Origin of the sequence: Acinetobacter sp. FDAARGOS_558 (genome assembly GCF_003937785.1) — a bacterium.
In the GTDB taxonomy this organism is placed as follows: domain Bacteria; phylum Pseudomonadota; class Gammaproteobacteria; order Pseudomonadales; family Moraxellaceae; genus Acinetobacter; species Acinetobacter baumannii.
In genome coordinates, this window is record NZ_RKJH01000001.1 from 3714345 (window position 1) to 3737834 (window position 23490).

Genomic DNA, 23490 nt, shown 5'->3' on the forward strand with positions numbered 1-23490 from the left:
ATTTATAAATGAAAGATTAACAGACCCTATTCATTTTTTTAGGAGTTTTACATGGGCATTCGTATCACAGGTACTGGGCTATTTCACCCAACAGAAATCATTTCTAATGAAGAACTGGCCGACAGTTTAAATGCTTATGTGGAACAATATAACCAAGAGAATGCAGAGAAAATTGCAGCAGGCGAACTAGAAGAATTACGTGGTTCAAGTGCTGAATTTATTGAAAAAGCTTCTGGTATTAAGCGCCGTTACGTGATTGAAAAATCGGGTATTCTTGATCCAACACGTTTACGTCCGCGTTTGTCTGAACGTTCAAATGATGAACTTTCAATTCAAGCAGAGTGGGGCGTTATTGCTGCAAAACAGGCAATGGAAAATGCAGGTGTAACTGCTGAAGATATCGATGTTGTGATTTTGGCTTGTTCAAACATGCAGCGTGCTTATCCGGCTGTGGCAATTGAAATCCAGTCGGCACTTGGTATTCAAGGTTATGCATATGACATGAACGTTGCGTGTTCAGCTGCTACTTTTGGTTTGAAACAAGCGGCAGATGCAATTCATTCAGGCGCTCGCCGTGTTTTATTAGTGAATGTTGAGATTACATCTGGTCACTTAGACTACCGTAACCGTGATTGCCACTTCATTTTTGGTGATGTGGCGACCGCTTCTATTATTGAAGAAACCACTACTAAAACTGGTTTTGAAATTTTAGATATTCATTTATTTACCCAATTTTCAAACAACATTCGCAATAACTTCGGTTTCTTAAATCGTAGCGAAGATGCAGTGGTTGATGACAAGTTATTCCGTCAAGATGGCCGCAAAGTATTTAAAGATGTTTGTCCGTTGGTGGCAAAAATCATTAATGCGCAGTTGGAAAAAATGCAGTTAACTGCAAACGATATTAAGCGTTTCTGGTTACACCAAGCCAATGCCAACATGAATGAATTAATCTTGAAATATGTGGCAGGTAAAGATGCAGATCTAAGCCGTGCACCAATTATTCTAGATGAGTTTGCCAATACCTCTTCAGCAGGTGTAATTATTGCTTTACACCGTACAGGCCACGAAGTGGATGATGGCGAATATGGCGTGATTTCATCTTTTGGCGCTGGCTATTCAGTAGGTTCGATTGTTGTACAAAAGCATGTTGCTTAAGTTACTAGATTAATTAAAAACGCTCGTAAGAGCGTTTTTTTATGGCACAAAAATAATAAAGCGAGCCAAAATTAGCCCGCTTCATTTGAATCAAAAATGATTAAAACTTTTTAGTGTAGTTTACAAACAAGCGATCTTCACCAAAGTCATTGCCATGTTTTACGTTGTAATCAATTCGAATATATTGCAGGGCAAAGCCTTTTAAGAAAGGCTGTTGAAACGCGTAGTTTAAAATCACATTTGACTCGGTTTCGTGGTTTTTCTCGCCATTGGCTGCTTTAAAGTCATGACCGTAAACATATTTCACCATTGCATTTAGGCCAGGCACATAGTCTTTAAAGTCGTAGCCGTACATCACATGATAAGACTTCTCATCTTCTTTAAAGAAGCCAGTGGCATTCCAGTTAATGAAATAGGTTTCTGGTAAAAAACCATCCGGTAATGGATAAGCCGACTCACCAATAATCTGCTGGTACCCCAAACCGAAGGTATGATTTTTTATTTTAAGTGTTTCTAGCACCCCGATGTTTTGCGCATCAATATCAAAAGTATTGCCATCATCTTTTGCATTGAAGTATTTAAACTTAGAGGTGAGGGCAAAATTAGGTTGTTTCCAATTATGCTCAAGCCCTACATAGTGTTTATTGTAGAGGTCTTCTAAATTACCAAAGTAATATTCACCCTTGAGTGACGGCGTAAATTGATAACGTAGGTCAATATAATTTAAGCCATCGGATTCTTTGGTCATTCCATTTGCCGTAAAGGAAAACTTTTTAAAGTCCTCTTCATTGCGTGGCGACACTTTTTCAACTCGTCCAATTTCAGCATAAAGCTGATCTGAAAGTTGTGACTTAAGATTGGTTCCCCAATAAGAGGCAAGCAATTGTCGGCTGGCATCCACAGCTGTTACAGGTAAATCCAACCAGAGTTCACCCACACTTAAAAGGGTTTTGTCGTAGCCTAGTTTTAAAGTTGCGCCGTATTTTAAAAAGTCAGATACTTGAGATTGGGTTTCCTTATTAAAAGGTAAGACCGTGTCCGCAACATGTTTGTCTGAACTCAAACGTACGGCGTATTGAACGGAAGCATCAGCTCCAATGGTAATAGGCTTGTCTGCTATGATTAACGGAGTGTCATGCATTTTCGACTTATAAAATAATGAGGCTGCCTGAGACCAACTGCCTGTGTCTTTGAGTGCATCATTGTCAAAATCGCGGTTGATATAGGCATTTTTTAAAGTGAACTTCCATTCATCTTCGCTTTGTTGAGTGGTGTCTGCTGCCCATAAACTTGAGCTAGTTAATAAACCGAATAATGTGGTTATTGCTAAATTACATGGTTTAAAACGGTGTACGAATTCCATAATCCATTTCCAAAAAGATGCGCCAGTCCTCGGCGCATGTATTTTTACTGCTGGGTAAGCGTGTTTTGAGGGTTAAACGTTGATGGCGTTTGTGCGGCAACAGAGGCTTTGAGATTGACCATAAATATTGCAAGTGCAGCAATCACACCTGGAATTGCAATAGCTAAGAAATTCATTTGGTGAGGAAGCTCAAGTGTGAGTAGGGCTCCTGTTAAAACTGGTCCAATAATCGCGCCAATACGGCCAATGCCGGATGCCCAGCCCATGCCGGTTGAACGAAGTGCTGTCGGATAGAACTGTGCAACAAACGTGTAGAGTAAGATTTGCGAACCAATGGTGGCTGCACCAGCAATCGCAATTAGGCTATATAAAATAAATTGTGGACTATTAATACCAAGCAGAATTAAAGCTGCTGATCCCACAATAAACATGATTGTAATAACAGGTTTTAAATGAAATCTGTCTGCTAAAGCACCGCCACCAATTGCACCGACCATGCCGCCAATATTAAGTGCAAAGAGGAACAACATGCTCGCACCTAACGAATAGCCCGCTTGCAGCATGAGTTTAGGTAACCAGCTTCCTAAGGCATACACCATAAGTAAGCACATAAAGAAAGCAATCCAGAACATAAATGTGCTGAAAGTACGGCCTTGTTGGAAAAGTGCACGGACAGGTGCATCTGTTGTGGTGCTTTCATTTAACACTAGTTGAGTATTGGCATTGACTTGAGTTTGAGGTGCAATTTTACTCACAATACTTTTTGCCTGTTCGCTATGGTTAGATTTCACTAAAAAGGCGAGAGACTCTGGTAAAAACTTCCAAATGAGCGGGAGCAGCAACAGGGGAATACCCGCAATTAAAAACATGATTTGCCAGCCCATATCTTTTACGAGCCATGCACCGAGTAGAGCAGATGTCATGCCACCAATTGCATAGCCACTAAACATAATTGCAACTAATGTACTGCGGTTTTTTTTTGGTGCGTATTCGGTCATAAGTGCCACAACGTTTGGCATGACACCGCCAATCCCAAGCCCTGCAATAAAGCGCAAAATAGCAAACTCTGTTGGTCCTTTGGCAAAGGCACCTATAAAGGTAAATCCGCTAAATAAGGTGACACAAATCAGGATGGTTTTTTTGCGTCCCAGTTTGTCTGAAAGTGTGCCGAAAATCATGGCACCAAACATCATGCCGAATAGAGCGGCACTGGCGAGTAAACCAGCTTCAACAGCAGTTAACGACCATTGCTGCATTAACAGAGGAAGAGCAACCCCATAAATAACTAAATCATATCCATCAAAAATAATAATAAGTAAGCACCAGATTAAAACTTTCCAATGAAAAGATGTAAAACGGGCTTTATCAATTAACTCATTAATATTAACCTTGCTTGTGTCCATTTTCTTCACCTCCAATTTGTGAAGCATCGCGTTATTTTTTAATAAACTATTTTGTTATTGGAATAGAGTCAAAAACCTAATTGATATATCTTTATGTCTTTAAGGTATTGTCTTTTTATTGGGTTAAGATGTTGAAAATTATAATTTATTTTAATAATTTTGGTTGTTGATTTTGTTATGTTTAAAATAGGGTTGAATATTGTATTGTGAGAATTTTAAGGATTTTATAGATATCTTTTTATAGATTTTATTGCTGAGAATCACAGCTAGAAATATAGCTAAATTTATATTAGGAATTAAAGTGGAAATAAATAAAAAATATTAAAGTCAATTATTTTAGAAACTCATCTTAAAATGAAATTTAATTTATATTAAATAAAAAATTGCCAAATCACGGATAGCGAATTATTTGTATCCTGATTTGGCGTTTGAAGCTTTATTTTAGTGGTGGGCACTTAGATAAAAATTTAATTTGTGGCTGGAGTCGAGCGTGGGGTAAGAATGAAATGGGCGATTACGCCAATACAAATACCCCAGAAAACTGAGCTTAATCCAAGAAAATGCATACCTGATGCGCTAGCTAAAAAGGTAATAAGTGCAGCATCACGTTGACCATCATTTTTCATGGCAACAGAAATATTGGTAGCAATTGCACCAAGCAAGGCTAAACCTGCCAGTGCTGCCACCAACTCTTTAGGAAGTAAGCTAAATAGCATGACAATACTGCCAGCAAATAAGCCTCCTAAAATATAAAAAATTCCGTTGGCGATTCCTGCAATATATCGTTTTTCTTTAAGTTCATGTGCATCTTTACCCATACATAAAGCCGCGGTAATCGAGGCAAGTACAATGGTAATACCACCGATACAGGCAACGGCTAACGAGGCAATACTGGTAGCCGTAATAATGGGTTTGGCTGGCGTGTCATAACCGCTAAGTTTCATAATCGCCATACCCGGTAAAAATTGGCCAGTTAGACTGACTAAAATAAGAGGAACGGCGAGGTTGAGTGTTGAGTTCCAAGTCCATTCCGGGCTAATCCACTGGGGGATTGCTAAATTAAAACTCACATCAACCGGATTCATTTTGCCTAAAATGAGGCTTAATAAAACTCCAGCAGCTAACACCCAAATCATGGTGTAGCGAGGCATTAAACGTTTGGCAATTAAAAAGACAATGAGCATACTAAAGACAATCAAAGGCATGCTATCAGATGCGGTAAATAGGCTAATACCAAACTGAAAAAGAATACCTGCCATCATGCCCGCAGCAACATCTTGTGGAATCCACTTCAGTAATTTGTCGAAATAACCTGTAATGCCAATTAAGAAAATAACGATGGCAGAAGTAATATAGGCGGCTACTGCTTCATTCAATGAGATGTTTGGAAATAGGGTAACTAACAGGGCAGTACCCGGTGCAGACCACGCGGTAATCACAGGAGTCTTATATTTAATCGAAAGATAAATACCTGAAACGGCAGCGCCAATTGAAATTCCCCAAATCCATGACACCATCATATCTGTGGATACATGGGCACGCTGAGCAGCTTGGAAAAAAATAATCAGTGGGCCTGAGTAAGAAATTAAAACTGCAAGAAAGCCCGCAACTGTTGCTGATATGGACCAGTCATTTTTTAATGTCTTGAACAGGGTTGCCATGTCTGATTGCCTCCATGCAAATCATGTTATTTATCCAAATATATAAAAAGATCAGGGTTAACCCTGATCTCCACCTCCGACCGGAATGACCGACCCCGTTATATACGATGCTTCGTCTGATGCAAGAAATAAAATTGCATTGACTTGTTCTAGAATTGTGCCATAACGGCCCATAAATGTTCGATCTTTTGTTTGATCAACTACTTGTTGCATCCAGTCTTTTTCATTTTGACTTAACGAGTTGGCATTGCGTGGTACTTTGCGAGGTGGCGCTTCGGTTCCACCAGTCGCAACAGCATTAACTCGAATCCCGTCTTTAGCATGTTCAAAAGCAAGAGACGCTGTTAGGGCATTTACCCCACCTTTAGATGCGGAGTAGGGAATACGGTTAATGCCACGGGTTGCAATGGAAGATACATTTACAATAACGCCCGCTTGTTGCTTAATCATGGCGGGTAGCACAGCGCGGCAACACCATAAAGTTGGAAACAATGAGCGATTGACTTCCTTAATGATCTCTTCTTCGGAAAACTCTTCAAAAGGTTTCATCCAGATCGCGCCGCCTACGTTATTAATCAGGATATCTACCCGACCATAATGTTCGATGGCTTTTGCAACAACCGCTTGTGCACCTGCATAGGTTTCTAGGTCAGCATTAACCGTGACAGCATCACCACCTGTACGCTGAATTTCTGTGAGAACCTCTTGAACATATTCAGAGCGGTCAGCCATGATGACTTGTCCGCCCTCAGCCGCGACTTGTAATGCCACGCCGCGACCAATACCTTGGGCACTACCCGTAACAATTACGACTTTATCCGTAAATCTTTGACGGTTTGACATAGATAATTTCTCCACCTTAAGTTAGTTTGCAGAGAATTTTTCAAACAAGAAGTTTGCTGGTTTGATATTTTCAGTTTCTAACCAACCACGTACAGCCTCTACCATCGGTACTGGGCCACATAGATAAACATCGACGTCGCCACCGTTTAACCATTCACTTTCAATATGACCCGTTACATAGCCTTTGCGTTCATGGTTACTCTCAGGGCTTGCAACTACAGTGCAGTATTCAAACCATGGGAATTTCGCCTGCAACTCATTGAGTTTTTCTAGAGCAACCAAATCAAAGTCATTGGTTACACCAAAGACTAAACGAACAGGCTGTTCTGAACCTTTTTCTTCAAGCACTTGTAACATCGACATAAATGGGGCAATGCCAGTACCGCCTGCCAGCATAAGCACTGGACGTACTACATTACGTAAATAGAAGCTACCGAATGGACCAGTAAAAGTCATTTTGTCACCAGCTTTGGCATTCTTGCTTAAGAATTCACTCATTTTGCCATTCGGTACGTTACGTACCACAAAGCCCGTTAAGCGGTTGCCCGGTTTTGAGCTAAATGAATATGAACGTGTTTCGCCAGTTTCTGGAATTGCAACATTCACATACTGACCTGCAAGGAAATAAATATCCGGTTGGCCATCATCAAGTTGAATATCAAATGTGATGGTTGAGTCTGATAAGTTTTCAACGCGGGCTAATGTACCTTGAAAGCTATGAATTTCTGTTTTGCAAACATCTGACGACGCTTGAATCTGGAATACGGCGTCTGAAGTTGGTCGACATTGGCAAGCAAGAATATAGCCTTGCTCAGCTTCTTCTGGTGTTAATGCATCTTCAATATAGCTTTCTTCTGGCATGTCATAATGACCTGACTCGCAAAATGCGCGGCAGGTTCCACATGCACCGTCACGGCAATCCAAAGGAATATTAATTTTTTGGCGATAGGCTGCGTCAGATAGGGTTTCGCCTTGAGCTACACTAATGAAACGTGTAACACCATCTTCAAATTGAAGTGCAACATTGTGGTTTGACATGGCATGTATCCTACAAAATATTTGAAACTTTTACCCTCAGCCAACAGTCCGTTTAGCTGAGTGGGTATGTCTTAAAGGTGGTAGATATCAATGACTTGATTGATATAGTCATTTTTCAAAACGACATACTTGCTCAAGATTTTTGGTTGATCACCTGAAAAATCGATCACATAACGTGACATACCGAAATAGCTGTAATTTGTCTTGTAACGGAAACTCAAGGTATTCCAGTTAAAGCGAACAGTAACTTTGTCTCCGTCGCGATCGAGAACTTCAACGTTGGCAATATTGTGGCTTGTGCGTGTGTCCGGCATGGTTGCAGATGAGCGTTCGGTTTTGATACGGAACACTCGATCTTCTAAACCTTGACGGTCTGGATAATAAATAAGTGAAATTTCAGATTGAGGATCTTCAGTTAATTTGTCGTCGTCATCCCAAGCTGGCATCCAGAAAGACGCTTCTGGCGCATAGCATTCAAGCCAGTCATCCCATTGTTCATCATCTAAAAAGCGAGCTTCACGATAAAGAAACTGAGCAATATTTTCTAAAGTTGCTTTGTCTTGAGTACTCATGCTGTTTCTCCCTGATCAGCAATTTCTTTCTCTGATGCAATCGCGTGTTTCATGGTCTTTAACCAATATTGATGCTGGGCCAGATACAGGCCTTCATCTTCAGTTTTAATCCCACTTAACATGGGTTTTAAACCAATCTCGTTTGCTGCATCGTCCGGTCCATAAATCCAGTGTTTTGAACCACGGCACATGTCATTCCATTCAAGGGCAATACCTGCGTAGCCTGCCTGACAAGCGCGGAACTCTTCTAAATCGTCTGGTGTTGCCATGCCTGAAGCATTAAAGAAATCCTCATATTGACGGATACGACGTGCACGAGCTTCAGGTGTTTCACCTTTAGGCGCGATACAGTAAATAGTGACTTCAGTTCGATTGACCGAAAGTGGACGAAGTACACGAATTTGTGAACCGAATTGATCCATCAAATAAACGTTTGGATACAGACAAAGATTACGTGAACGCTCAATCATCCATTTCGACATCGCTTCACCGTATTTTTCGGTGTATTCGTCTGCTTTTGGGAAGTTAGGACGGTCTTCTGGGTTTGCCCATTGTGTCCACAGCAACATGTGACCATTTTCAAAGCCATACGAGCCACCGCCTTGTTTACCCCAAGAACCTGCACTCATGGCACGAATGTTATCGGCAGCTTGAGTTTCTTTACGGTGTTGAGTTGTTGCTGCGTAATTCCAGTGAACAGCAGAAACGTGATAACCATCGGCGCCATTTTCAGCAGTTAGTTTCCAGTTGCCTTCGTAGGTATAGGTAGATGAACCACGTAAAACTTCCAAACCATGTTCAGACTGGTCAACAATCATGTCGATGATTTTGGTGGTTTCACCCAAAAATTCTTCAAGCGAAGGAACATCGGGATTTAAGCTACCAAATAAGAAGCCTTTGTAGCTCTCAAAACGAGCTACCTTTTTAAGGTCGTGTGAGCCGTCTTGGTTAAAGCAGTCAGAGTAACCTGCGTCAGTTGGGTCTTTTACTTTGAGCAATTTACCTGAGTTATTAAAAGTCCAGCCGTGGAAAGGGCAAGTATACGTTGCTTTGTTACCACGCTTGTAACGGCAAAGTTGTGCTCCGCGGTGTGAACACGCATTGATCATGGCATTAAGTTCACCGTTACGGTTACGGGCAATGATAATCGGCTGACGACCAATATAAGTCGTGTAGTAGTCATTATTATTTGGAATTTGGCTTTCGTGTGCCAAGTAAACCCAGTTACCTTCGAAGATGTATTTCATTTCGAGGTCAAATAAGGCTTCATCAGTAAAAACTGAGCGGTGAAGTTTAAATTCACCTGTATCGATATTGTCTACAAGTAATTCATCAATACGGTCAAGATGGCTGGTATTGATTACAGGAATACGTGGCATGTCCGTTCTCCGACTTTCCAAAGGGTGGAAGTCATCAAGACCTTCGCTACGATTTAAAAGGTCTTGATATCCTAATATGTCAATGAAGCGTATAAACGCGTCGGGTGTTTAACCGCGAATGGATAAAGATAGATCGAATGTTGGCCAGTATGATTTCAATCGGTGCTATACAAGTGATCTATAACTTCATCGGGTTATTGCTTGTATATACCTTAAAAGAATGGTTAAACTGTGTCTAAGACTGAATTTGCATTTTAATATATCTTAAAGGTATGGAAACCTGATGGAACTAAGACATTTACGGTATTTTGTGGCTGTTGTAGAAGAACAGAGCTTCACCAAGGCAGCCGAAAAACTATTTATTGCTCAACCGCCTTTGAGTCGGCAAATCCAAAATTTGGAAAGTGAGCTTGGAATTCAACTCTTTGAACGAGGAAGCCGTCCTTTACAGACCACACCAGCAGGGCATTTCTTTTATCAGCACGCTGTTAAACTTTTGTCGAATGCTGAAGAAATAAAAAGTATGACCAAGCGTATTGGTCTCATCGAAAGAAGCATGACCATTGGTTTTGTCGGGTCTTTACTTTATGGGTTGCTGCCTCGAATCATTTATTTATTTCGTCAGCAGCAGCCTCATCTGAATATTCAGCTCATGGAATTAAGTACAACCGAACAGTTGCAGGCATTAAAAGAAGGCCGTATTGATGTCGGGTTTGGACGTTTAAGAATTAGTGATCCTGCCGTGAGACGAATTCTTTTACGTAAAGAGCGTTTGGTCGTTGCCGCGCATACCAGTCATCCAATTGCACAGCGCACAGAAGGGGTATATCTGGCCGATTTGATTGATGAAAAGATGTTTATGTATCCCACTTCACCGAAACCCAATTTTTCGACCCAGCTTTTAAATATTTTTGCCGAACATAGTTTGGTTCCCAAAAATATGCATGAGATACGGGAAATTCAATTGGCTTTGGGCTTAGTCGCAGCGGGGGAAGGGATCTGCATTATTCCAGCAAGTGCTGATACCATTCGATTTCCACACTTAAACTATATTCCGATTTTAGATAACGGCGCGGTCAGCCCAATTTTTATTACTGCACGGGCAATGGACCGAAGTGAAGACTTACAATCATTGTTCGATTGTATTTATCAGGTTTATGACTTGGAAGGGATACCTTATCAGCGAACTGTTTTTACACTTGACCAGAACCCGATAGATGATTCAAATGGTATCGACTCTTAAATAAGGGAGGTGCATAGCCTCAAAGGTTGAAGCTATGCATTGATGTGTTTTAGAAAGCCCAAATTAATTTTAGCCAGCTGGTATGGCCTTCGGGGCGATATTCGACTTCGGTTTCTTTTAGAAATTTGGCTTCAATAGACCAATTCTTATCGGCATATTGAATGCCTGGCCCAATTGCAAAAGCCTGTCCTTTAAACCCAATGTCACTTCCGTTTACTTTGTCATCTGTGGTTTGTTTAAAGGCATAGCCTTCAACTGCAACTTTGAGTTTTGGGTTAATGCGATAACCCAAGCTATAGTCACCCGCAATGTATTGTCCAGACTGGTAGTCGGTCGCGTCATTACGCGTATTCCAGCTATAAGACAATTTAGTAGATAGATCTAAACCTGCCGCGTTGGCATAACTATAGGCAATAATTGGTCGAATGGTGTGATAGTTTTTCCCGAGATTGGCTTCAACTGGATGTGTCGCACTTGGAGTGTCATATTCACCTGTCCCGAGCACAGTTTCTAGGGCTGCAATCCAGTGATGATTTCCTTGATGCCAGCCGAGCATGCCACCCAAAATCAAGTCTCCGAGACCTTGGTTTGAGTCAGCCATTCCATTTATTTTAAGCCTTTGATAAACCAATGGTTGGGCTGCATAAAAACCGAGTTGTCCATCCATAATTTTTTGATCGGTCATCCAAACCAACCGCGGAACCACAGCGTTGACATCAACATGGAACTGATTGGGACCATTTTGAAACTCTGATGCGTGGTAATTTTGATAATAACTGAGTAAGTAGACGCCAGCAGGTGGTAGAGCACCTGCTATCATACCTTCGGCACCTAAAGCAAAAGAGTCTGAGCCATTTTCTGTCGCAAATGCAGACGGAAGGTAAAGGGAGCTGATTACACCACATATGATTGCAGAGATTTTGTTATTCATAGAATGTCCTATTCTGTGTTGTTTGGCTTGTCACTAAAAAAACGTTATTCCTTAACGGTCTTTAAAAATTTGAGTCTGTTTAACCTGTAAATTTGGAATGCAGAACTCTTGTGAGCCTTGTATTTGCTTTCTAAATTACAAATACAAAGCTCATTTGAAAAAGCCGAGTGCTTAAAGGTTTATCTTTAAATATGTTTGAATAAAGCTGAACGCGATTGTCCGGCAGCACCATCGGCTGCACTTAAGAAGCGTTCAGTGTGAATGTCCCGTTCGAATAAGCGACTTTGCATGAGTGTTGAAATTGCCGAGTCGATCATGATGGGTGGGCCACACAAATACGCTTTGTGTCCACCACATCGATTTTCAAAGTAATCGGCAACAGCCTCATGCACAAATCCGGTAAATCCAGTCCATTGGTCTTCTGGTTTTGGTGCATTGAGAGCAGGGATATAGCGGAAGTTCGGATAGTCTTTTACGAGCTGTTCAAACAATTCTCGGTTGTATAGCTCTGCCAAGTCTCGTGCTCCTTGGAAGAGGTAAATCGTGCGACTATCTCCAGACTCAAGCAAATCTAAAATCATCGATTGTGGGCTTGAAAGACCTGAACCACCCGCAATGAAAATGGCATTTTGATCATCTGACTTGCGTACAAAAAATTGACCATAAGGGCCTGAAATATCGAGCTGATCACCTGTGGTAAGTTGTTCATGCACATAAGTCGTTGCTGCACCGCCTTCAACTTTACGAATATGCAGCTCAACGATGCCGACTTCACTTGGTGAGTTGGCAATTGAAAATGCACGAGTTCCTTCAATGTTTGGAAATTGGACATTGATATATTGGCCAGCTTGGAATTCGATTGAACGATCTAGTTGTAGACGAATACCCTTAATGGTCGGGGACAAGTCTTTTATTTCAATGACGGTCGCTTGATAGTCTTGAACCAAATGACCTAAGAAATCTGGGTCTTCATCGACATCGGCTTCAATGACCATGTCGGACTGTGGTTTGCAGCAGCAGGCAAGCACCTTATTTTCATCACGTTCAATATCCATGAGCGCAAAGGGAGAAGCTTCACCGACATCATAAAAACCATCGGTGACTTGAACCTTGCATGTCCCGCAAGTGCCATGACCACAGGCAAAGGGTAACCAAACACCTTGGCGTAAAGCTGCATCTAAAATGGTCTGGTCTTCTTCTACTTCAATCGTTGTTCCGATCGGTTCAATGGTGACTTGATAACTCATGACACACCTCCGAATTAAACGTAACTGTCGTTATAGCCATTTAATTCTGGCGTAACGAAACGAAGTAATGACTTATGACCAAAACCAAGCTCTGCCAAGCTTTGTGTACTCTCTGGGCTAATTATTTGACCATCTAAGGTGTATTGCACTTTTGACCAATCAATTTTGGCAAAATCTGGATGCTGGGCAAAACCACCAGTAATTTGTTGCTCAATCAATTGTCCAAGAGTTTGTTGAGGCGAGGCAAGCATGGCATGTGCCGAGCAAAAAAGGGTGTGATGATCCCAACCCACGTAAAGTAAGAATTGATCGCCATAATTTTTTTGTAGATCAAGTGGCTCAAATTGATAATTGTTGTGTATCGCGCGAACAGTCATGTTCAATCTCCTTATTTCCTATCAGGCAGCTTGATGACTGCCTGAACAATTCCTTGTGCTTAAGCTGCGTTGCCTTTCCATTTTTTCCATCGCTGTTGGTCTGGTGAACCTTCAATATCTAGATTGTCAGCACCAACATTCATACGGTAATAATCGCTGAGCATGGTTTCGAGGTCACCGCTACCACAGTTACCTTGCAAAATTTGATTTACAGGTAGCCATGCTTGTATATATTTCTCAGGCTCGCGCTCGAAAATGTCATGACAGCCATCTGAGCAGGTGTGGTAGCGTTCGCCTTGGTAGATGCTATGGCGATAACTAAACTGAGTCGGGTCATCGCCCATTTCAGTAAAGGTCATTGGAATCTGACAAACCTGACAAAGCTGTGGTAAACCTGCGCTATAGAAGCGTTTACCTTCAGCTTCCATTTTGCGAGCCAATTCCCATTTTGGACGGTAGTATTTATCGAAAGTGTCTGGATATTTAGCAGATAGCCAATCCATTTCTTCGTCGGTTGGAATCCATGTATGGAAACCAGCAGCATGACCAAAGTTATAGAAAATCCACCATGCCTGATGTGAGACATGCTCTTTTTCTTTCACAATGACATCGCTATATTTCGGCATGCGAATGCCATAACGGCTTAAATCTTTAAATAGCGCACCGCCTGCCTGTTCAAAATAAACTTCCCATGCTTCTTTCCAAGACATTACTTTATTTGGCAGCATGTAATCCATCATCATGCCTACAATTGAAAGCAAACGCGTCCCACGCCAGAACCATTTATCAATCCATTCCTGCACAATCGGTACGTTGTCTTCATGCTGTTCGAGTAAGAATTTTACGATTTCCAGACCAAGTGTCATGTGGCGCGCTTCATCTGACTGCGCACTAAAACCAAAGGTCACGGTTGCCATATCGCCGTTATAAGCTGCTCCAGACATAAACGGAACAAATAGCAAATTGGTAAGTACATATTCAAAAGCAAAGCTAATGGCTAATAAAAACTCGAAAGGACCAGCAGAACGGGCATCTTCAAAAAATGATTTAGGCACAGACAAATACCAAACGCGGTCATGCATATGCGCCCAGTCCTGAAAACCATCAAAGAACTTGTTGTAATGACTCATGGCATGAATTTGAGTCTGTACATGACGCAGCTCATCAATCGACTGCATCTGAGAAGCAATACGTGCTCCAATTCCACTAAACTGGCGGCCTACATGGGCATAGCCTTGATAAGCCTGATATTCAAGTGGGGTCACCGCTGTTAAAAAGAGTTTGATTGCATTTAAGTAGCGTTCATTGCTGACATTCATCTGACCGTTGTTTTGAGCAAAGGCATCAAAAATGGCATATAGTTTTTTCTCTTTTTCTGCCTGATATTTCCAGTAAGCATCCATGGTTAAACGGAATGGATCTTCCCATTTAGACCAGTCAGTAATTTTGATGCCTTCAAACTCTTCATAAGGGAAGGCGTCTTTACGATCAGCATAGGAAAAGTCCCAGTCCAGATCACGGGTTAATGCACGATAACGATCTTTAGCATTTAACTTTTTGCTGGTTTCTTTCGTTTGAGTTGTCATGATTGATCATCCTTAAATCTTTGTTAAACAACATCTATGTTGTGATTAATTCCAGTGAAGGCGGAAAGTATCGTCATCTTCTTCGACGTTGCCGCCCAGCGTAATCATGTTGAGTTGTAACGATTGGATGTCCCAATCTTGGCCTAGTTTTTCAGATACGGTTTCGGCTTTAATCACCAAATCAGTTTCACTTTCAATTCGGATCATGGCGGGTAAATACTGAATTGAAGCTTCAGGGTTATCTTCTTCAATCGCTTCGAGGATATAGCGTGAAGTATCGTTGTCTTGTAATGCGAGATAGACTTTAGACATGTTGCTTCTCCTTAAGCATTTGTAAGTGGCTGTAGGCCGAGTTTTTTTGCACGTTCAATAACGGCTTGTTCTGCTTGATCAACTGCCTCTACTGTTAAGGCTGCTGTTGCCCAAGGTGTAAAGGCTGCTTTCACTTGAGCTAGAGACTCAGTGAACCATTCATTTAATAGCTGTTTGTTATGATCGGATTCTGCTGCGGCAGTTTTAATGACGGTGTCTGACCACTTACGTAAATCACCTAAAGTGTCTTTCATAAACTCAGTCAGCATGGCTAAGTCGCGCGCATTTTGAGTGACTAACCACTGATCAAACTGTTGATAAACAAGCTCTGTCACAAAGCCGTCAATCACAAGGTTTTGTAATAAGAAAAGTTTGAAGTAGTCTTGCTCAGTGAGGCTTTCTTCACACAGACGGCGTAAGCCTTGCCATGCTGGATGTTGCATCCAAGCCTGTTTTGCCTGCTGTAGTGAGTCGCCGCTATTACCATCTAAAGCTAAGCCAATCCTTGAGATGTACTGCGCAATTCCTAAATGATCCATCGCGGCATAAATACAAGCTTGGGTAAGCACGGTGCCATATCCATAGGCACTACCAGACATCATGTGTAAGTTTGCAGTTTGTTCAACGTGGCGAAATGGCAATAGGTACTCAATGATCTTAGCTTTGACTTCATCAGACAAATGTTCTGCAAGCTGACGTTTTTCAAAAAAAGCAAAATTACTTTCGGCGGTGTCTTGTAACCGCGCACGGTGCTGAACATAAGTTCCATAATAGAATTGACGTGGATCTTTAAATGCATACCAATCTTGCATTTGCAGGGCAGTATGGGTTTTGTCATTTAAAGTCTTTTCAGGTTTCCACAAAGGACGATAGTGAAAGTTAGTTTCTGCCTGTACATCAAAACTTACTTCTTGATATCGAGTTGCTGGCTTACTACCAAATCGTCTTTCGATATAGGCATAGTTCTGGCGGATAGGTTCGACATTTGACGTTTTGATTTCTAAAGTCATGGCTTTATCTCCTTATATTTTTACATCTGATCATCGTGATCGTTGCTATTACGTTGCGTGCCGACTAAGGTGGCTTCAGTGCCATAGCGCCATTTTTCTTCCTGAGCATCATTAAAAGCTTGCTGCTCTTGGGTCATTTCAACCACTTGATTGGTCTTACAAAAATCATTAAATGCATGTTTAGGCAAAACCAGTTCCACAAATAGACTTGGGTCGTGAATGGCAAAATCGAATTCGATAAACTCTGCGTTTAAGTCGCCAGTGACCCGAATATATTTGGTTAATGCTTCGACTTGAGGTTGCGTCATGCTGTACTCCATCAAGACATAGTCTTGAAATTGATGAATGCTCCTTGCTCGCGCTATTAGCTTTACAAAAGCTATGCCAACTTTATTTTTATTATTAAAAACAATTAATTAAGATTTATATGAAAAGTGCGGCGTTTTTTAAATTCACTATTTCATGAAATTTTTTGAATGGTGAAATAGAGATATTCATGATTTGATGAATAGGGTTGTAAAATTTTTTTTTAGCTTGTTTGAGGCTTTAAATGGGAGAGATTTAGAAATACTTTTTTAGTATGAAGTTATGTCTTTAAGGCACTAGGACATGTATCGTGTTCTTCGATAAGATGAGATAACACCCAAATGTGTTTAATGGATTAAAACAGATCATTCATGGCTCGAGTAAAATACGATACAACGGGACGATACGCAGATCATCCGCAAGAAATTCACGATTTGCTGTCTAAATTGCACTTTGATACTGCCCACGGCCAAATCTGGTTTGATGAATATCGGATGCTACTTTTACACACCAGCATTATGGGATATTTGCGTAAAGATTTAGCGCACATGATTGGACTTGAGCGAACCAAGCGTTTCTTTATTCGATTAGGGTATCAAGCTGGATTAAAGGATGCAGAAGTTACAACAAAAATGCGTCCCGATTTAAATGAACACGATGCTTTTATGGCGGGCCCACAAATGCATGCGATTCGTGGAATGGTGCAAGTACAGGCCAACCAGCTCAATTTAAGCCACGACAAAAAACAGTTTTATGCTGATTTAAATTGGCTCAATTCCTTTGAAGCTGATGTGCATTTAGAGCACTTTGGCCCAAGTGATGAACCTGCGTGCTGGATGCTTCTGGGTTATGCATGCGGCTACAGTAGTTTTGCGACGGGCATGACCATTATTTATCAAGAAATAGAATGTAAAGCTTGCGGCGATGAGCATTGCCGTATTATTGGTAAGCCTTTAGAAGAGTGGGAAAATGCTGATGAGCTGATTCAGTTCATGTCACCCGAACCTATGGAAAAAGAACTGATTGCGTTGCAGGCTGAACTGTTTGAATTAAAGAAATCAATTTATAGCGACAGCGAAGCCGATTACCAATTATTTAGTTCTGTGGGTAAATCAGCCTCTTATAAACAGGTCTGTGCATTATTAACCAAAGCAGCAGGTTCGAAAGTTTCTATTTTGCTACAAGGCGAAACCGGCGTTGGTAAAGAAGCTTTTGCACGAGGAGTTCATGAAAATAGCCAAAGAAAAGACCAACCTTTTATTGCGGTAAACTGTGCAGCGATTCCACCAGAGTTAATTGAGTCTGAGTTATTCGGAGTAGAAAAGGGTGCCTATACGGGGGCACATCAGTCTCGCTTGGGTAAGTTTGAACGAGCCAATGGCGGTACGATTTTTTTAGATGAAGTGATTGAGCTTTCGCCTCGTGCACAAGCAGCACTATTACGCATTTTGCAAGAAGGTGAATTTGAGCGAGTAGGAGACTCACAAACTCGTATTTTAGATGTTCGTGTAATTACAGCAACCAATGAAGATCTTGAGCAAGCGGTGAAAACAGGACGATTTCGGGCAGATTTGTATTATCGCTTAAATATTTTTCCAGTTCAGATTCCGCCTTTGCGGGAGCGCCGTGAAGACATCCCTTTACTAGTTGAACACTTTCTTCATCGCTTTGAAAAAATGTACGGTAAAACCATTCAGGGTGTAAGTGAAAAGACCAAAGTTTTTATGCAGCAATATGAATGGCCGGGCAATATTCGTGAGTTGGAAAACTTATTAGAAAGGGCGGTTTTACTAACGGATGATCAGCAGCTGATTAAGTTAAATGCCATTTTTCCACAGATCAAGCACGACCCAGAGCAGGCTATAGCTAGTGAAACTGACTTTGAGCAATTGTTGCAGGCAGAGTTTAATTTAGAAGAACATGAGAGGCAGTTGATTTTAACAGCCTTAAAAAAAGCCAATCATAATGTGTCTGAAGCGGCACGTTTATTGGGAATATCTCGGGCAGCATTAGATTATCGAATTAAAAAATTTCAGCTTTGAGTCAATATCAACACGCTCAAAAATAAAGGCCTAACTTTAAATGTTAGGCCTTATTCATTATTGCACTTTCGCTGGGAAACCATCTTCTTCAAGTGCTTCAGTAATTTTATCGACGCTTTCACTGCTTTCAACAGTCACGATTTTGGTTGCTAAGTCTACATCTACTTTTGCATTTGGGTCTACATCTTGAATCGTTGCTGTTACACCACGTGCACAGCCGCCACAAGTCATATTTTCAATAAGTAGTTTCATGTTCATACTCCATCAAGAATGAGATGTTTGTTTGGATAACACTGAGTCTAAACCTTGTCATGATTGTAAGGTCAAGACCAATTTTTTAAAAAAATATGCTTGACCTTCCCATGATGGGAATCTGTATGCTCAATACAGAATATTAAATTTTGCAGATTTGCAGAGGTGTTTGATGGACTCAAAAAACACAAAATTGCCAGCATATAGTGAAACACTTCCAATCGAAGGCATGACCTGTGCCTCGTGTGTAGGTCGTGTCGAAAAAGCACTTAAGAAAGTTGAAAATGTAGAGATTGCCAACGTTAATTTGGCAACAGAAAAAGCCGTTGTTTATTCAAATCAACCGATTCAGCGTGAAGCACTGGTTAAAGCAGTTGAACGAGCAGGTTATGATGTTCCAAAAGCTGCACCAGTGGAGTTATCTATTGAGGGCATGACCTGTGCATCTTGTGTTGCACGTGTTGAAAAAGCCCTCAAAAAAGTAGACGGTGTTCAAGAGGCAACTGTCAACTTAGCAACAGAGCAGGCTTGGGTACAAGCAGATGCATCAGTCAATGTTGAAGACTTAATTCGTGCTGTTAAAAAAGCAGGTTATGACGCGAAAGCAGCTGAAAAAAAACAAGATGAGCAACTCGATAAAAAAGCTTCAGAGTTAGATCAGCTTAAAAAAGATTTGATCATTTCGATTGTGTTGGCCTTACCTGTGTTTATTTTGGAAATGGGTTCACATCTCGTTCCAGCTTTTCACATGTGGGTCATGCACACAATTGGTCAATACAATAGCTGGCTTTTACAGTTTGTTTTGACCACCTTAGTACTCGTTTTTCCTGGTCGCCGTTTTTACCAAAAAGGAATTCCAGCCTTATGGCGTTTGGCACCCGATATGAACTCGTTGGTCGCTGTTGGAACTTTAGCTGCCTACAGTTTCTCAGTCGTGGCAACCTTTATGCCGCAGGTTTTACCACAAGGCACGGTCAATGTTTACTTTGAAGCGGCTGCTGTAATTGTCAGTTTAATTTTACTCGGACGTTATTTTGAAGCAAAAGCTAAAGGACGTACTTCGCAAGCGATTCAACATTTGGTAGGAATGCAGCCAAAAACTGCTCGCATTCAGCGCGATGGACAAATAGTGGAAGTTGCAGTTGCCGAAGTGGTCAGTGGAACTATTGTAGAAATCCGTCCGGGTGAGCGTGTGCCAGTCGATGGTGAGGTGGTTGAAGGGCACAGCTATATTGATGAATCTATGATTACGGGTGAGCCTGTTCCTGTTGAAAAAGTAGTGGGACAGCAGGTGGTTGGAGGCACGGTCAATCAAAACGGTACTCTAAACATTCGGGCAACCGCCGTTGGTTCTTCGTCTGTACTTTCACAAATTATTCGCATGGTTGAACAAGCCCAAGGTTCTAAACTTCCGATTCAGGGGTTGGTCGATAAAGTCACTATGGGGTTTGTGCCTGTAGTGATGCTAATTGCTGCAATTACTTTCTTGGTTTGGTTTATTTGGGGACCAGAGCCTGCGCTAACTTTTGGCTTGGTGAATGCTGTTGCGGTACTGATTATTGCTTGTCCTTGTGCGATGGGGCTTGCAACACCAACTTCTATCATGGTCGGTACTGGACGTGGTGCTGAGCTAGGTGTCTTGTTCCGTAAAGGTGAAGCTTTGCAGCTTTTACAAGAAGCACAAGTGGTTGCAGTTGATAAAACGGGTACGCTCACCGAAGGCAAACCGACACTGACAGACTTTAATGTGCAATCAGGTTTTGAACGTAAGCAAGTGCTGACTTTAGTTGCCTCTGTCGAAGCCAAGTCTGAACATCCAATCGCTTTAGCTATTGTTCAAGCAGCAGAAAGTGAAGGCATAAACTTATTACCAGTAACAGCATTTAACTCGATTACAGGTTCAGGTATTGAAGCGGAAGTTTCAGGCCAAAAAGTACAAATTGGCACAGATCGTTATATGCACCAACTTGGTTTAGATACCAACTCATTCCCAGCGATTGCAGCTCAATTAGGTGAAGAAGGCAAAACACCACTCTATGTTGCCATTGACCAGCAACTTGCAGCAATTATTGCCGTGGCAGACCCAATTAAAGAAACAACCTATGCTGCGATTGAAGCCTTGCATCAATTAGGTCTCAAAGTTGCCATGATTACAGGAGACAACCGTCATACGGCGCAAGCAATTGCCAAAAAGCTGAACATTGATGAAGTTGTGGCAGAGGTTTTACCCGAGGGCAAAGTGGATACAGTCCGCCAACTGCAAAAACAATATGGTCGCTTAGCTTTTGTTGGTGATGGCATTAACGACGCACCAGCCTTGGCGCAAGCGGACGTGGGCTTAGCCATTGGTACAGGAACAGATGTGGCCATCGAAGCTGCCGATGTGGTGCTGATGTCAGGTAGTTTAAAAGGCGTACCGAACGCAATTGCGCTAAGTAAAGCAACTATGCGAAACATACGCCAAAATCTGTTCTGGGCATTTGTATATAACGTTGCACTTATTCCAATTGCAGCAGGTGCCCTATATCCAGCATTTGGTGTGTTACTTTCACCTATGTTTGCAGCAGGTGCAATGGCACTTTCTTCGGTTTTTGTTTTAGGCAATGCGTTACGCTTAAAACGCTTTCATGCGCCAGTAAAGTAAGCGTGCTGAAAATCAACTTTTGGTTTAAGATCATGACAGCAGGTCTTAAACCAAATTTAGTATTTGAGGTGTGAGATGAATATCGGTCAGGCATCCAAACATTCGGGTATTTCAGCGAAAATGATTCGCTACTATGAAGAAATCGGTTTACTTGAAGCAGCTCAACGTTCTGCTTCTGGCTATCGTATTTATTCAGAAACAGACCTTAAAACTTTAAACTTTTTAAAACATGCTCGAGAGTTAGGTTTTTCATCTGAACAGATGAAAGAGCTTATTTCACTTTGGAAAAATACCGATCGGCATAGTGCAGAGGTGAAAGCCTTAACCGTCAAACACATTGCCGAATTAAAGCAAAAAATTGCCCACCTACAAGAAATGGTTAATATTTTGCAGGCTTCAGCTGATGATTGCTGTGGTGACCAACAGGCTTCGTGTGCGATTTTAGACCACATTGAAAAAGGTGTAGGCGTAAGTTAAATCTTATAAAAATAAAAAAGGAAAATCATGGCTTATACAGCTTCTTGTCTTTGTAATGGGATTCAACTCCGTATTAATGCCGAATTAGAACCCATCATGGTTTGTCATTGTACACAATGTCAAAAAGCACAAGGGGCTGCTTTTGCGGCTATCACTCAAGTACAAAAAAGCGATTTAGAGATTGTACAGGGTGAAAATCTTTTGCAAGCGTATTTTGCATCGCCTAATAAAAAGAGAGTGTTCTGTAAAACCTGCGGTTCACCTGTCTGGAGTGAACGTTTAGATAAACCTGATGTGGTGCGTTTAAGGATAGGGCTCATTAATGAAGAAATATCGACGCCAGTCATCTCTCATGCATTTGTCAATTCACAAGTGAAGTGGTATCCAATTTGTGATACGGCTCGCCAGTACCCAAATGGCGTCGAAAACCCTTGAAATATGAAGGTTTGAAGTATTTTATTCATTTGTAAAAAAACGTGAACAGCACTAGCCATGAATAAATAATGTGCTATAAATGTACTTAAGGTAATCGTAATATCTCCTCGATCCACAGGGAAACTTGGGACAGGGTAAAAGATACGATAAGACCTTATAAACAGCTAGCAAAGAGCAAATAAAAATGGATAGACACATTTTTTGAGTGCTCAACGTTGCAGAAAAGCCCGTGAAACGGGCTTTTTTAATGCCTATGAAAAGTTATTTCTAAGTGTGGGATAGCTTATGTTTCTCAACTATTTAAGAAAAAGTAATGTAAAAATAATAAAATATTTCAAATATACAGACTATTCTGTATTGCAATTTATTTTTATTAAGGGTACATTTAGTTAACGGTTTAAAGTTCAAGCTTAATAATGAACTCATGGTCGTTGTGGGAGATCTAAGAGCCTGCATTTTCCCCAAGATGCGGGTTTTTTTTATGCCTAAAAAAAGTAATGACTCAGCTGATCTAAAAATTTAATTCTTTGTTCTATAAAGTTTAAAAACCTACGAACGTAATAGGCCGTAGGTTTCTAAACACGTCTAAAAATTAAGCACGATATGCCTGACAAGCTTGAGCACACGCTAAACATGCTTTTGCACAAACCTGACAATGCTCATGTTCGTGTTTACTACACTCAGCTGCACATAGTTGACATGCATTAGCACATAGCTGCATGGCTTGTTCAGCAAGCTCGGAATGTCTTAGTTCTAAAGATGTGCATAACTGACAGGTTTCTACACAGGTTAAGCAGTGTTTGATACACTCACGCATCATATGCACATGCTCTTCTTGTAGGCATGCAGAGGCACAATGCTTACAAGCAAACATACATTCAATGCAGGCTTGAATAGAAGTAGATGCTTGATTAAACAGAGATTGATTTGGTTCTTGTGAGCTATTCATTTTAATATTCTCCTTTTGAAAGGCTATTATTAAAAAACCGAATATTGTTATCTTTTTTCATTTTATAAAAACATTTTTCCTATCGGGCACTTTGAAATGAAAGATCTACAAATGCTCAATACGAGATTAACCTCGTATAAGAATGTTACAGGTACTTTGTTAGCTAAATTCTAAAAAGACAGTAAAACCTTAAGAAGAGATACCTAAAAACAAAAAATAAAATTTGTTTGGATATAATACTTTTGGCTAATTTTTTAATGTA

Annotated in this window: 21 protein-coding genes and 1 pseudogene; 6 read left to right on the forward strand and 16 right to left on the reverse strand. The window is 41.0% G+C overall.

Annotated features, from left to right (window positions below; all coding sequences use genetic code 11):
- The first annotated feature begins 51 nt into the window (after nt 1-51).
- Nucleotides 52-1158: a beta-ketoacyl-ACP synthase III gene (locus EGT34_RS17910; protein WP_000512830.1), complete on the forward strand. Its 1107-nt coding sequence runs from the start codon at nt 52-54 to the stop codon at nt 1156-1158.
- Between the two features lie 100 nt (nt 1159-1258).
- Here the strand turns inward: EGT34_RS17910 and EGT34_RS17915 are convergent, their stop codons facing one another.
- From EGT34_RS17915 to benA, 7 genes and pseudogenes are all read right to left on the reverse strand, one after another.
- A complete protein-coding gene (locus EGT34_RS17915) occupies nt 1259-2521 on the reverse strand; it encodes an OprD family outer membrane porin (protein ID WP_000397480.1) in 1263 nt (420 codons plus the stop codon).
- A gap of 44 nt (nt 2522-2565) precedes the next feature.
- Nucleotides 2566-3924: an aromatic acid/H+ symport family MFS transporter gene (locus EGT34_RS17920; RefSeq protein ID WP_000381296.1), complete on the reverse strand. Its 1359-nt coding sequence runs from the start codon at nt 3922-3924 to the stop codon at nt 2566-2568.
- A 467-nt stretch (nt 3925-4391) separates the two neighbouring features.
- Complete coding sequence (gene benE, locus EGT34_RS17925; RefSeq protein WP_000212305.1) at nt 4392-5585, reverse strand: benzoate/H(+) symporter BenE; 1194 nt, start codon at nt 5583-5585, stop codon at nt 4392-4394.
- A 57-nt stretch (nt 5586-5642) separates the two neighbouring features.
- Nucleotides 5643-6428, reverse strand: coding sequence for a 1,6-dihydroxycyclohexa-2,4-diene-1-carboxylate dehydrogenase (locus EGT34_RS17930; RefSeq protein ID WP_000071238.1), 786 nt, complete (start codon nt 6426-6428; stop codon nt 5643-5645).
- 21 nt (nt 6429-6449) lie between these two features.
- A complete protein-coding gene (gene benC, locus EGT34_RS17935; protein WP_000064951.1) occupies nt 6450-7466 on the reverse strand; it encodes a benzoate 1,2-dioxygenase electron transfer component BenC in 1017 nt (338 codons plus the stop codon).
- 52 nt (nt 7467-7518) lie between these two features.
- Nucleotides 7519-8038 (reverse strand): annotated as a pseudogene (gene benB / locus EGT34_RS17940) (benzoate 1,2-dioxygenase small subunit).
- Nucleotides 8035-9417, reverse strand: coding sequence for a benzoate 1,2-dioxygenase large subunit (benA, locus tag EGT34_RS17945; protein WP_001137402.1), 1383 nt, complete (start codon nt 9415-9417; stop codon nt 8035-8037). The pseudogene benB and the gene benA overlap by 4 nt, the downstream one beginning before the upstream one ends.
- Nucleotides 9418-9700: 283 nt before the next feature.
- Here benA and EGT34_RS17950 point away from each other — a divergent pair, with 283 nt between their 5' ends.
- The gene (locus tag EGT34_RS17950) at nt 9701-10660 is read left to right on the forward strand and encodes a LysR family transcriptional regulator (protein ID WP_000423281.1); all 960 of its coding nucleotides are present in this window, start codon (nt 9701-9703) and stop codon (nt 10658-10660) included.
- Between the two features lie 49 nt (nt 10661-10709).
- Here EGT34_RS17950 and EGT34_RS17955 read toward each other — a convergent pair whose 3' ends face one another.
- The 7 genes from EGT34_RS17955 to EGT34_RS17985 form a co-directional block, all read right to left on the reverse strand.
- Nucleotides 10710-11591: a SphA family protein gene (locus EGT34_RS17955; RefSeq protein WP_001060339.1), complete on the reverse strand. Its 882-nt coding sequence runs from the start codon at nt 11589-11591 to the stop codon at nt 10710-10712.
- Nucleotides 11592-11776: 185 nt separating this feature from the next.
- Nucleotides 11777-12838 (reverse strand): NADH:ubiquinone reductase (Na(+)-transporting) subunit F, encoded by a 1062-nt coding sequence (locus EGT34_RS17960; protein WP_000122050.1) that lies wholly within the window; start codon nt 12836-12838, stop codon nt 11777-11779.
- A 14-nt stretch (nt 12839-12852) separates the two neighbouring features.
- Entirely contained in the window at nt 12853-13215 is a 363-nt protein-coding gene (locus tag EGT34_RS17965) for a phenol hydroxylase subunit P4 (protein WP_000218247.1), read from the reverse strand.
- A gap of 59 nt (nt 13216-13274) precedes the next feature.
- On the reverse strand, nt 13275-14801 hold the full coding sequence (locus EGT34_RS17970; protein ID WP_000211829.1) for an aromatic/alkene/methane monooxygenase hydroxylase/oxygenase subunit alpha: 1527 nt from the start codon (nt 14799-14801) through the stop codon (nt 13275-13277).
- Between the two features lie 45 nt (nt 14802-14846).
- Nucleotides 14847-15113: an MmoB/DmpM family protein gene (locus tag EGT34_RS17975; RefSeq protein WP_000049450.1), complete on the reverse strand. Its 267-nt coding sequence runs from the start codon at nt 15111-15113 to the stop codon at nt 14847-14849.
- An 11-nt stretch (nt 15114-15124) separates the two neighbouring features.
- Nucleotides 15125-16123, reverse strand: a complete 999-nt coding sequence (locus EGT34_RS17980; protein WP_000171368.1) for an aromatic/alkene monooxygenase hydroxylase subunit beta — start codon at nt 16121-16123, stop codon at nt 15125-15127.
- Nucleotides 16124-16143: 20 nt separating this feature from the next.
- Nucleotides 16144-16431: a phenol hydroxylase subunit gene (locus EGT34_RS17985; RefSeq protein ID WP_000193471.1), complete on the reverse strand. Its 288-nt coding sequence runs from the start codon at nt 16429-16431 to the stop codon at nt 16144-16146.
- Between the two features lie 369 nt (nt 16432-16800).
- Between EGT34_RS17985 and mobR the strand changes: the two genes are divergently transcribed.
- Nucleotides 16801-18471: a phenol degradation transcriptional regulator MobR gene (mobR, locus tag EGT34_RS17990; RefSeq protein ID WP_024437423.1), complete on the forward strand. Its 1671-nt coding sequence runs from the start codon at nt 16801-16803 to the stop codon at nt 18469-18471.
- 57 nt (nt 18472-18528) lie between these two features.
- Here the strand turns inward: mobR and EGT34_RS17995 are convergent, their stop codons facing one another.
- Nucleotides 18529-18729, reverse strand: a complete 201-nt coding sequence (locus tag EGT34_RS17995; protein ID WP_001985155.1) for a heavy-metal-associated domain-containing protein — start codon at nt 18727-18729, stop codon at nt 18529-18531.
- Nucleotides 18730-18895: 166 nt separating this feature from the next.
- Here EGT34_RS17995 and EGT34_RS18000 point away from each other — a divergent pair, with 166 nt between their 5' ends.
- The 3 genes from EGT34_RS18000 to EGT34_RS18010 all read left to right on the forward strand — a co-directional run bounded on the left by EGT34_RS18000 (nt 18896) and on the right by EGT34_RS18010 (nt 22279).
- Entirely contained in the window at nt 18896-21367 is a 2472-nt protein-coding gene (locus EGT34_RS18000) for a heavy metal translocating P-type ATPase (protein ID WP_000377526.1), read from the forward strand.
- Between the two features lie 75 nt (nt 21368-21442).
- Complete coding sequence (cueR, locus tag EGT34_RS18005) at nt 21443-21844, forward strand: Cu(I)-responsive transcriptional regulator (RefSeq protein WP_001020650.1); 402 nt, start codon at nt 21443-21445, stop codon at nt 21842-21844.
- 27 nt (nt 21845-21871) lie between these two features.
- Nucleotides 21872-22279, forward strand: a complete 408-nt coding sequence (locus EGT34_RS18010; protein ID WP_000331911.1) for a GFA family protein — start codon at nt 21872-21874, stop codon at nt 22277-22279.
- Nucleotides 22280-22871: 592 nt separating this feature from the next.
- On the opposite strand, the gene EGT34_RS18015 is transcribed toward EGT34_RS18010, so the two are convergent.
- Nucleotides 22872-23228: a four-helix bundle copper-binding protein gene (locus tag EGT34_RS18015; RefSeq protein ID WP_001088962.1), complete on the reverse strand. Its 357-nt coding sequence runs from the start codon at nt 23226-23228 to the stop codon at nt 22872-22874.
- Nucleotides 23229-23490: the final 262 nt, after the last annotated feature.

Bases quoted from the DNA above. Each gene is read 5' to 3' on its own strand.
- EGT34_RS18015 (WP_001088962.1), bottom strand. From the start codon at position 23,228: ATGAATAGCTCACAAGAACCAAATCAATCTCTGTTTAATCAAGCATCT.
- EGT34_RS17960 (WP_000122050.1), bottom strand. From the start codon at position 12,838: ATGAGTTATCAAGTCACCATTGAACCGATCGGAACAACGATTGAAGTA.
- benC (WP_000064951.1), bottom strand. From the start codon at position 7,466: ATGTCAAACCACAATGTTGCACTTCAATTTGAAGATGGTGTTACACGT.
- EGT34_RS17910 (WP_000512830.1), top strand. From the start codon at position 52: ATGGGCATTCGTATCACAGGTACTGGGCTATTTCACCCAACAGAAATC.
- EGT34_RS18010 (WP_000331911.1), top strand. From the start codon at position 21,872: ATGGCTTATACAGCTTCTTGTCTTTGTAATGGGATTCAACTCCGTATT.
- EGT34_RS17965 (WP_000218247.1), bottom strand. From the start codon at position 13,215: ATGACTGTTCGCGCGATACACAACAATTATCAATTTGAGCCACTTGAT.
- EGT34_RS17920 (WP_000381296.1), bottom strand. From the start codon at position 3,924: ATGGACACAAGCAAGGTTAATATTAATGAGTTAATTGATAAAGCCCGT.
- EGT34_RS17915 (WP_000397480.1), bottom strand. From the start codon at position 2,521: ATGGAATTCGTACACCGTTTTAAACCATGTAATTTAGCAATAACCACA.
- benE (WP_000212305.1), bottom strand. From the start codon at position 5,585: ATGGCAACCCTGTTCAAGACATTAAAAAATGACTGGTCCATATCAGCA.
- EGT34_RS17985 (WP_000193471.1), bottom strand. From the start codon at position 16,431: ATGACGCAACCTCAAGTCGAAGCATTAACCAAATATATTCGGGTCACT.
- EGT34_RS17980 (WP_000171368.1), bottom strand. From the start codon at position 16,123: ATGACTTTAGAAATCAAAACGTCAAATGTCGAACCTATCCGCCAGAAC.
- benA (WP_001137402.1), bottom strand. From the start codon at position 9,417: ATGCCACGTATTCCTGTAATCAATACCAGCCATCTTGACCGTATTGAT.
- cueR (WP_001020650.1), top strand. From the start codon at position 21,443: ATGAATATCGGTCAGGCATCCAAACATTCGGGTATTTCAGCGAAAATG.
- EGT34_RS17975 (WP_000049450.1), bottom strand. From the start codon at position 15,113: ATGTCTAAAGTCTATCTCGCATTACAAGACAACGATACTTCACGCTAT.
- EGT34_RS17950 (WP_000423281.1), top strand. From the start codon at position 9,701: ATGGAACTAAGACATTTACGGTATTTTGTGGCTGTTGTAGAAGAACAG.
- EGT34_RS17970 (WP_000211829.1), bottom strand. From the start codon at position 14,801: ATGACAACTCAAACGAAAGAAACCAGCAAAAAGTTAAATGCTAAAGAT.
- EGT34_RS17930 (WP_000071238.1), bottom strand. From the start codon at position 6,428: ATGTCAAACCGTCAAAGATTTACGGATAAAGTCGTAATTGTTACGGGT.
- EGT34_RS17955 (WP_001060339.1), bottom strand. From the start codon at position 11,591: ATGAATAACAAAATCTCTGCAATCATATGTGGTGTAATCAGCTCCCTT.
- mobR (WP_024437423.1), top strand. From the start codon at position 16,801: ATGGCTCGAGTAAAATACGATACAACGGGACGATACGCAGATCATCCG.
- EGT34_RS18000 (WP_000377526.1), top strand. From the start codon at position 18,896: ATGGACTCAAAAAACACAAAATTGCCAGCATATAGTGAAACACTTCCA.
- EGT34_RS17995 (WP_001985155.1), bottom strand. From the start codon at position 18,729: ATGAACATGAAACTACTTATTGAAAATATGACTTGTGGCGGCTGTGCA.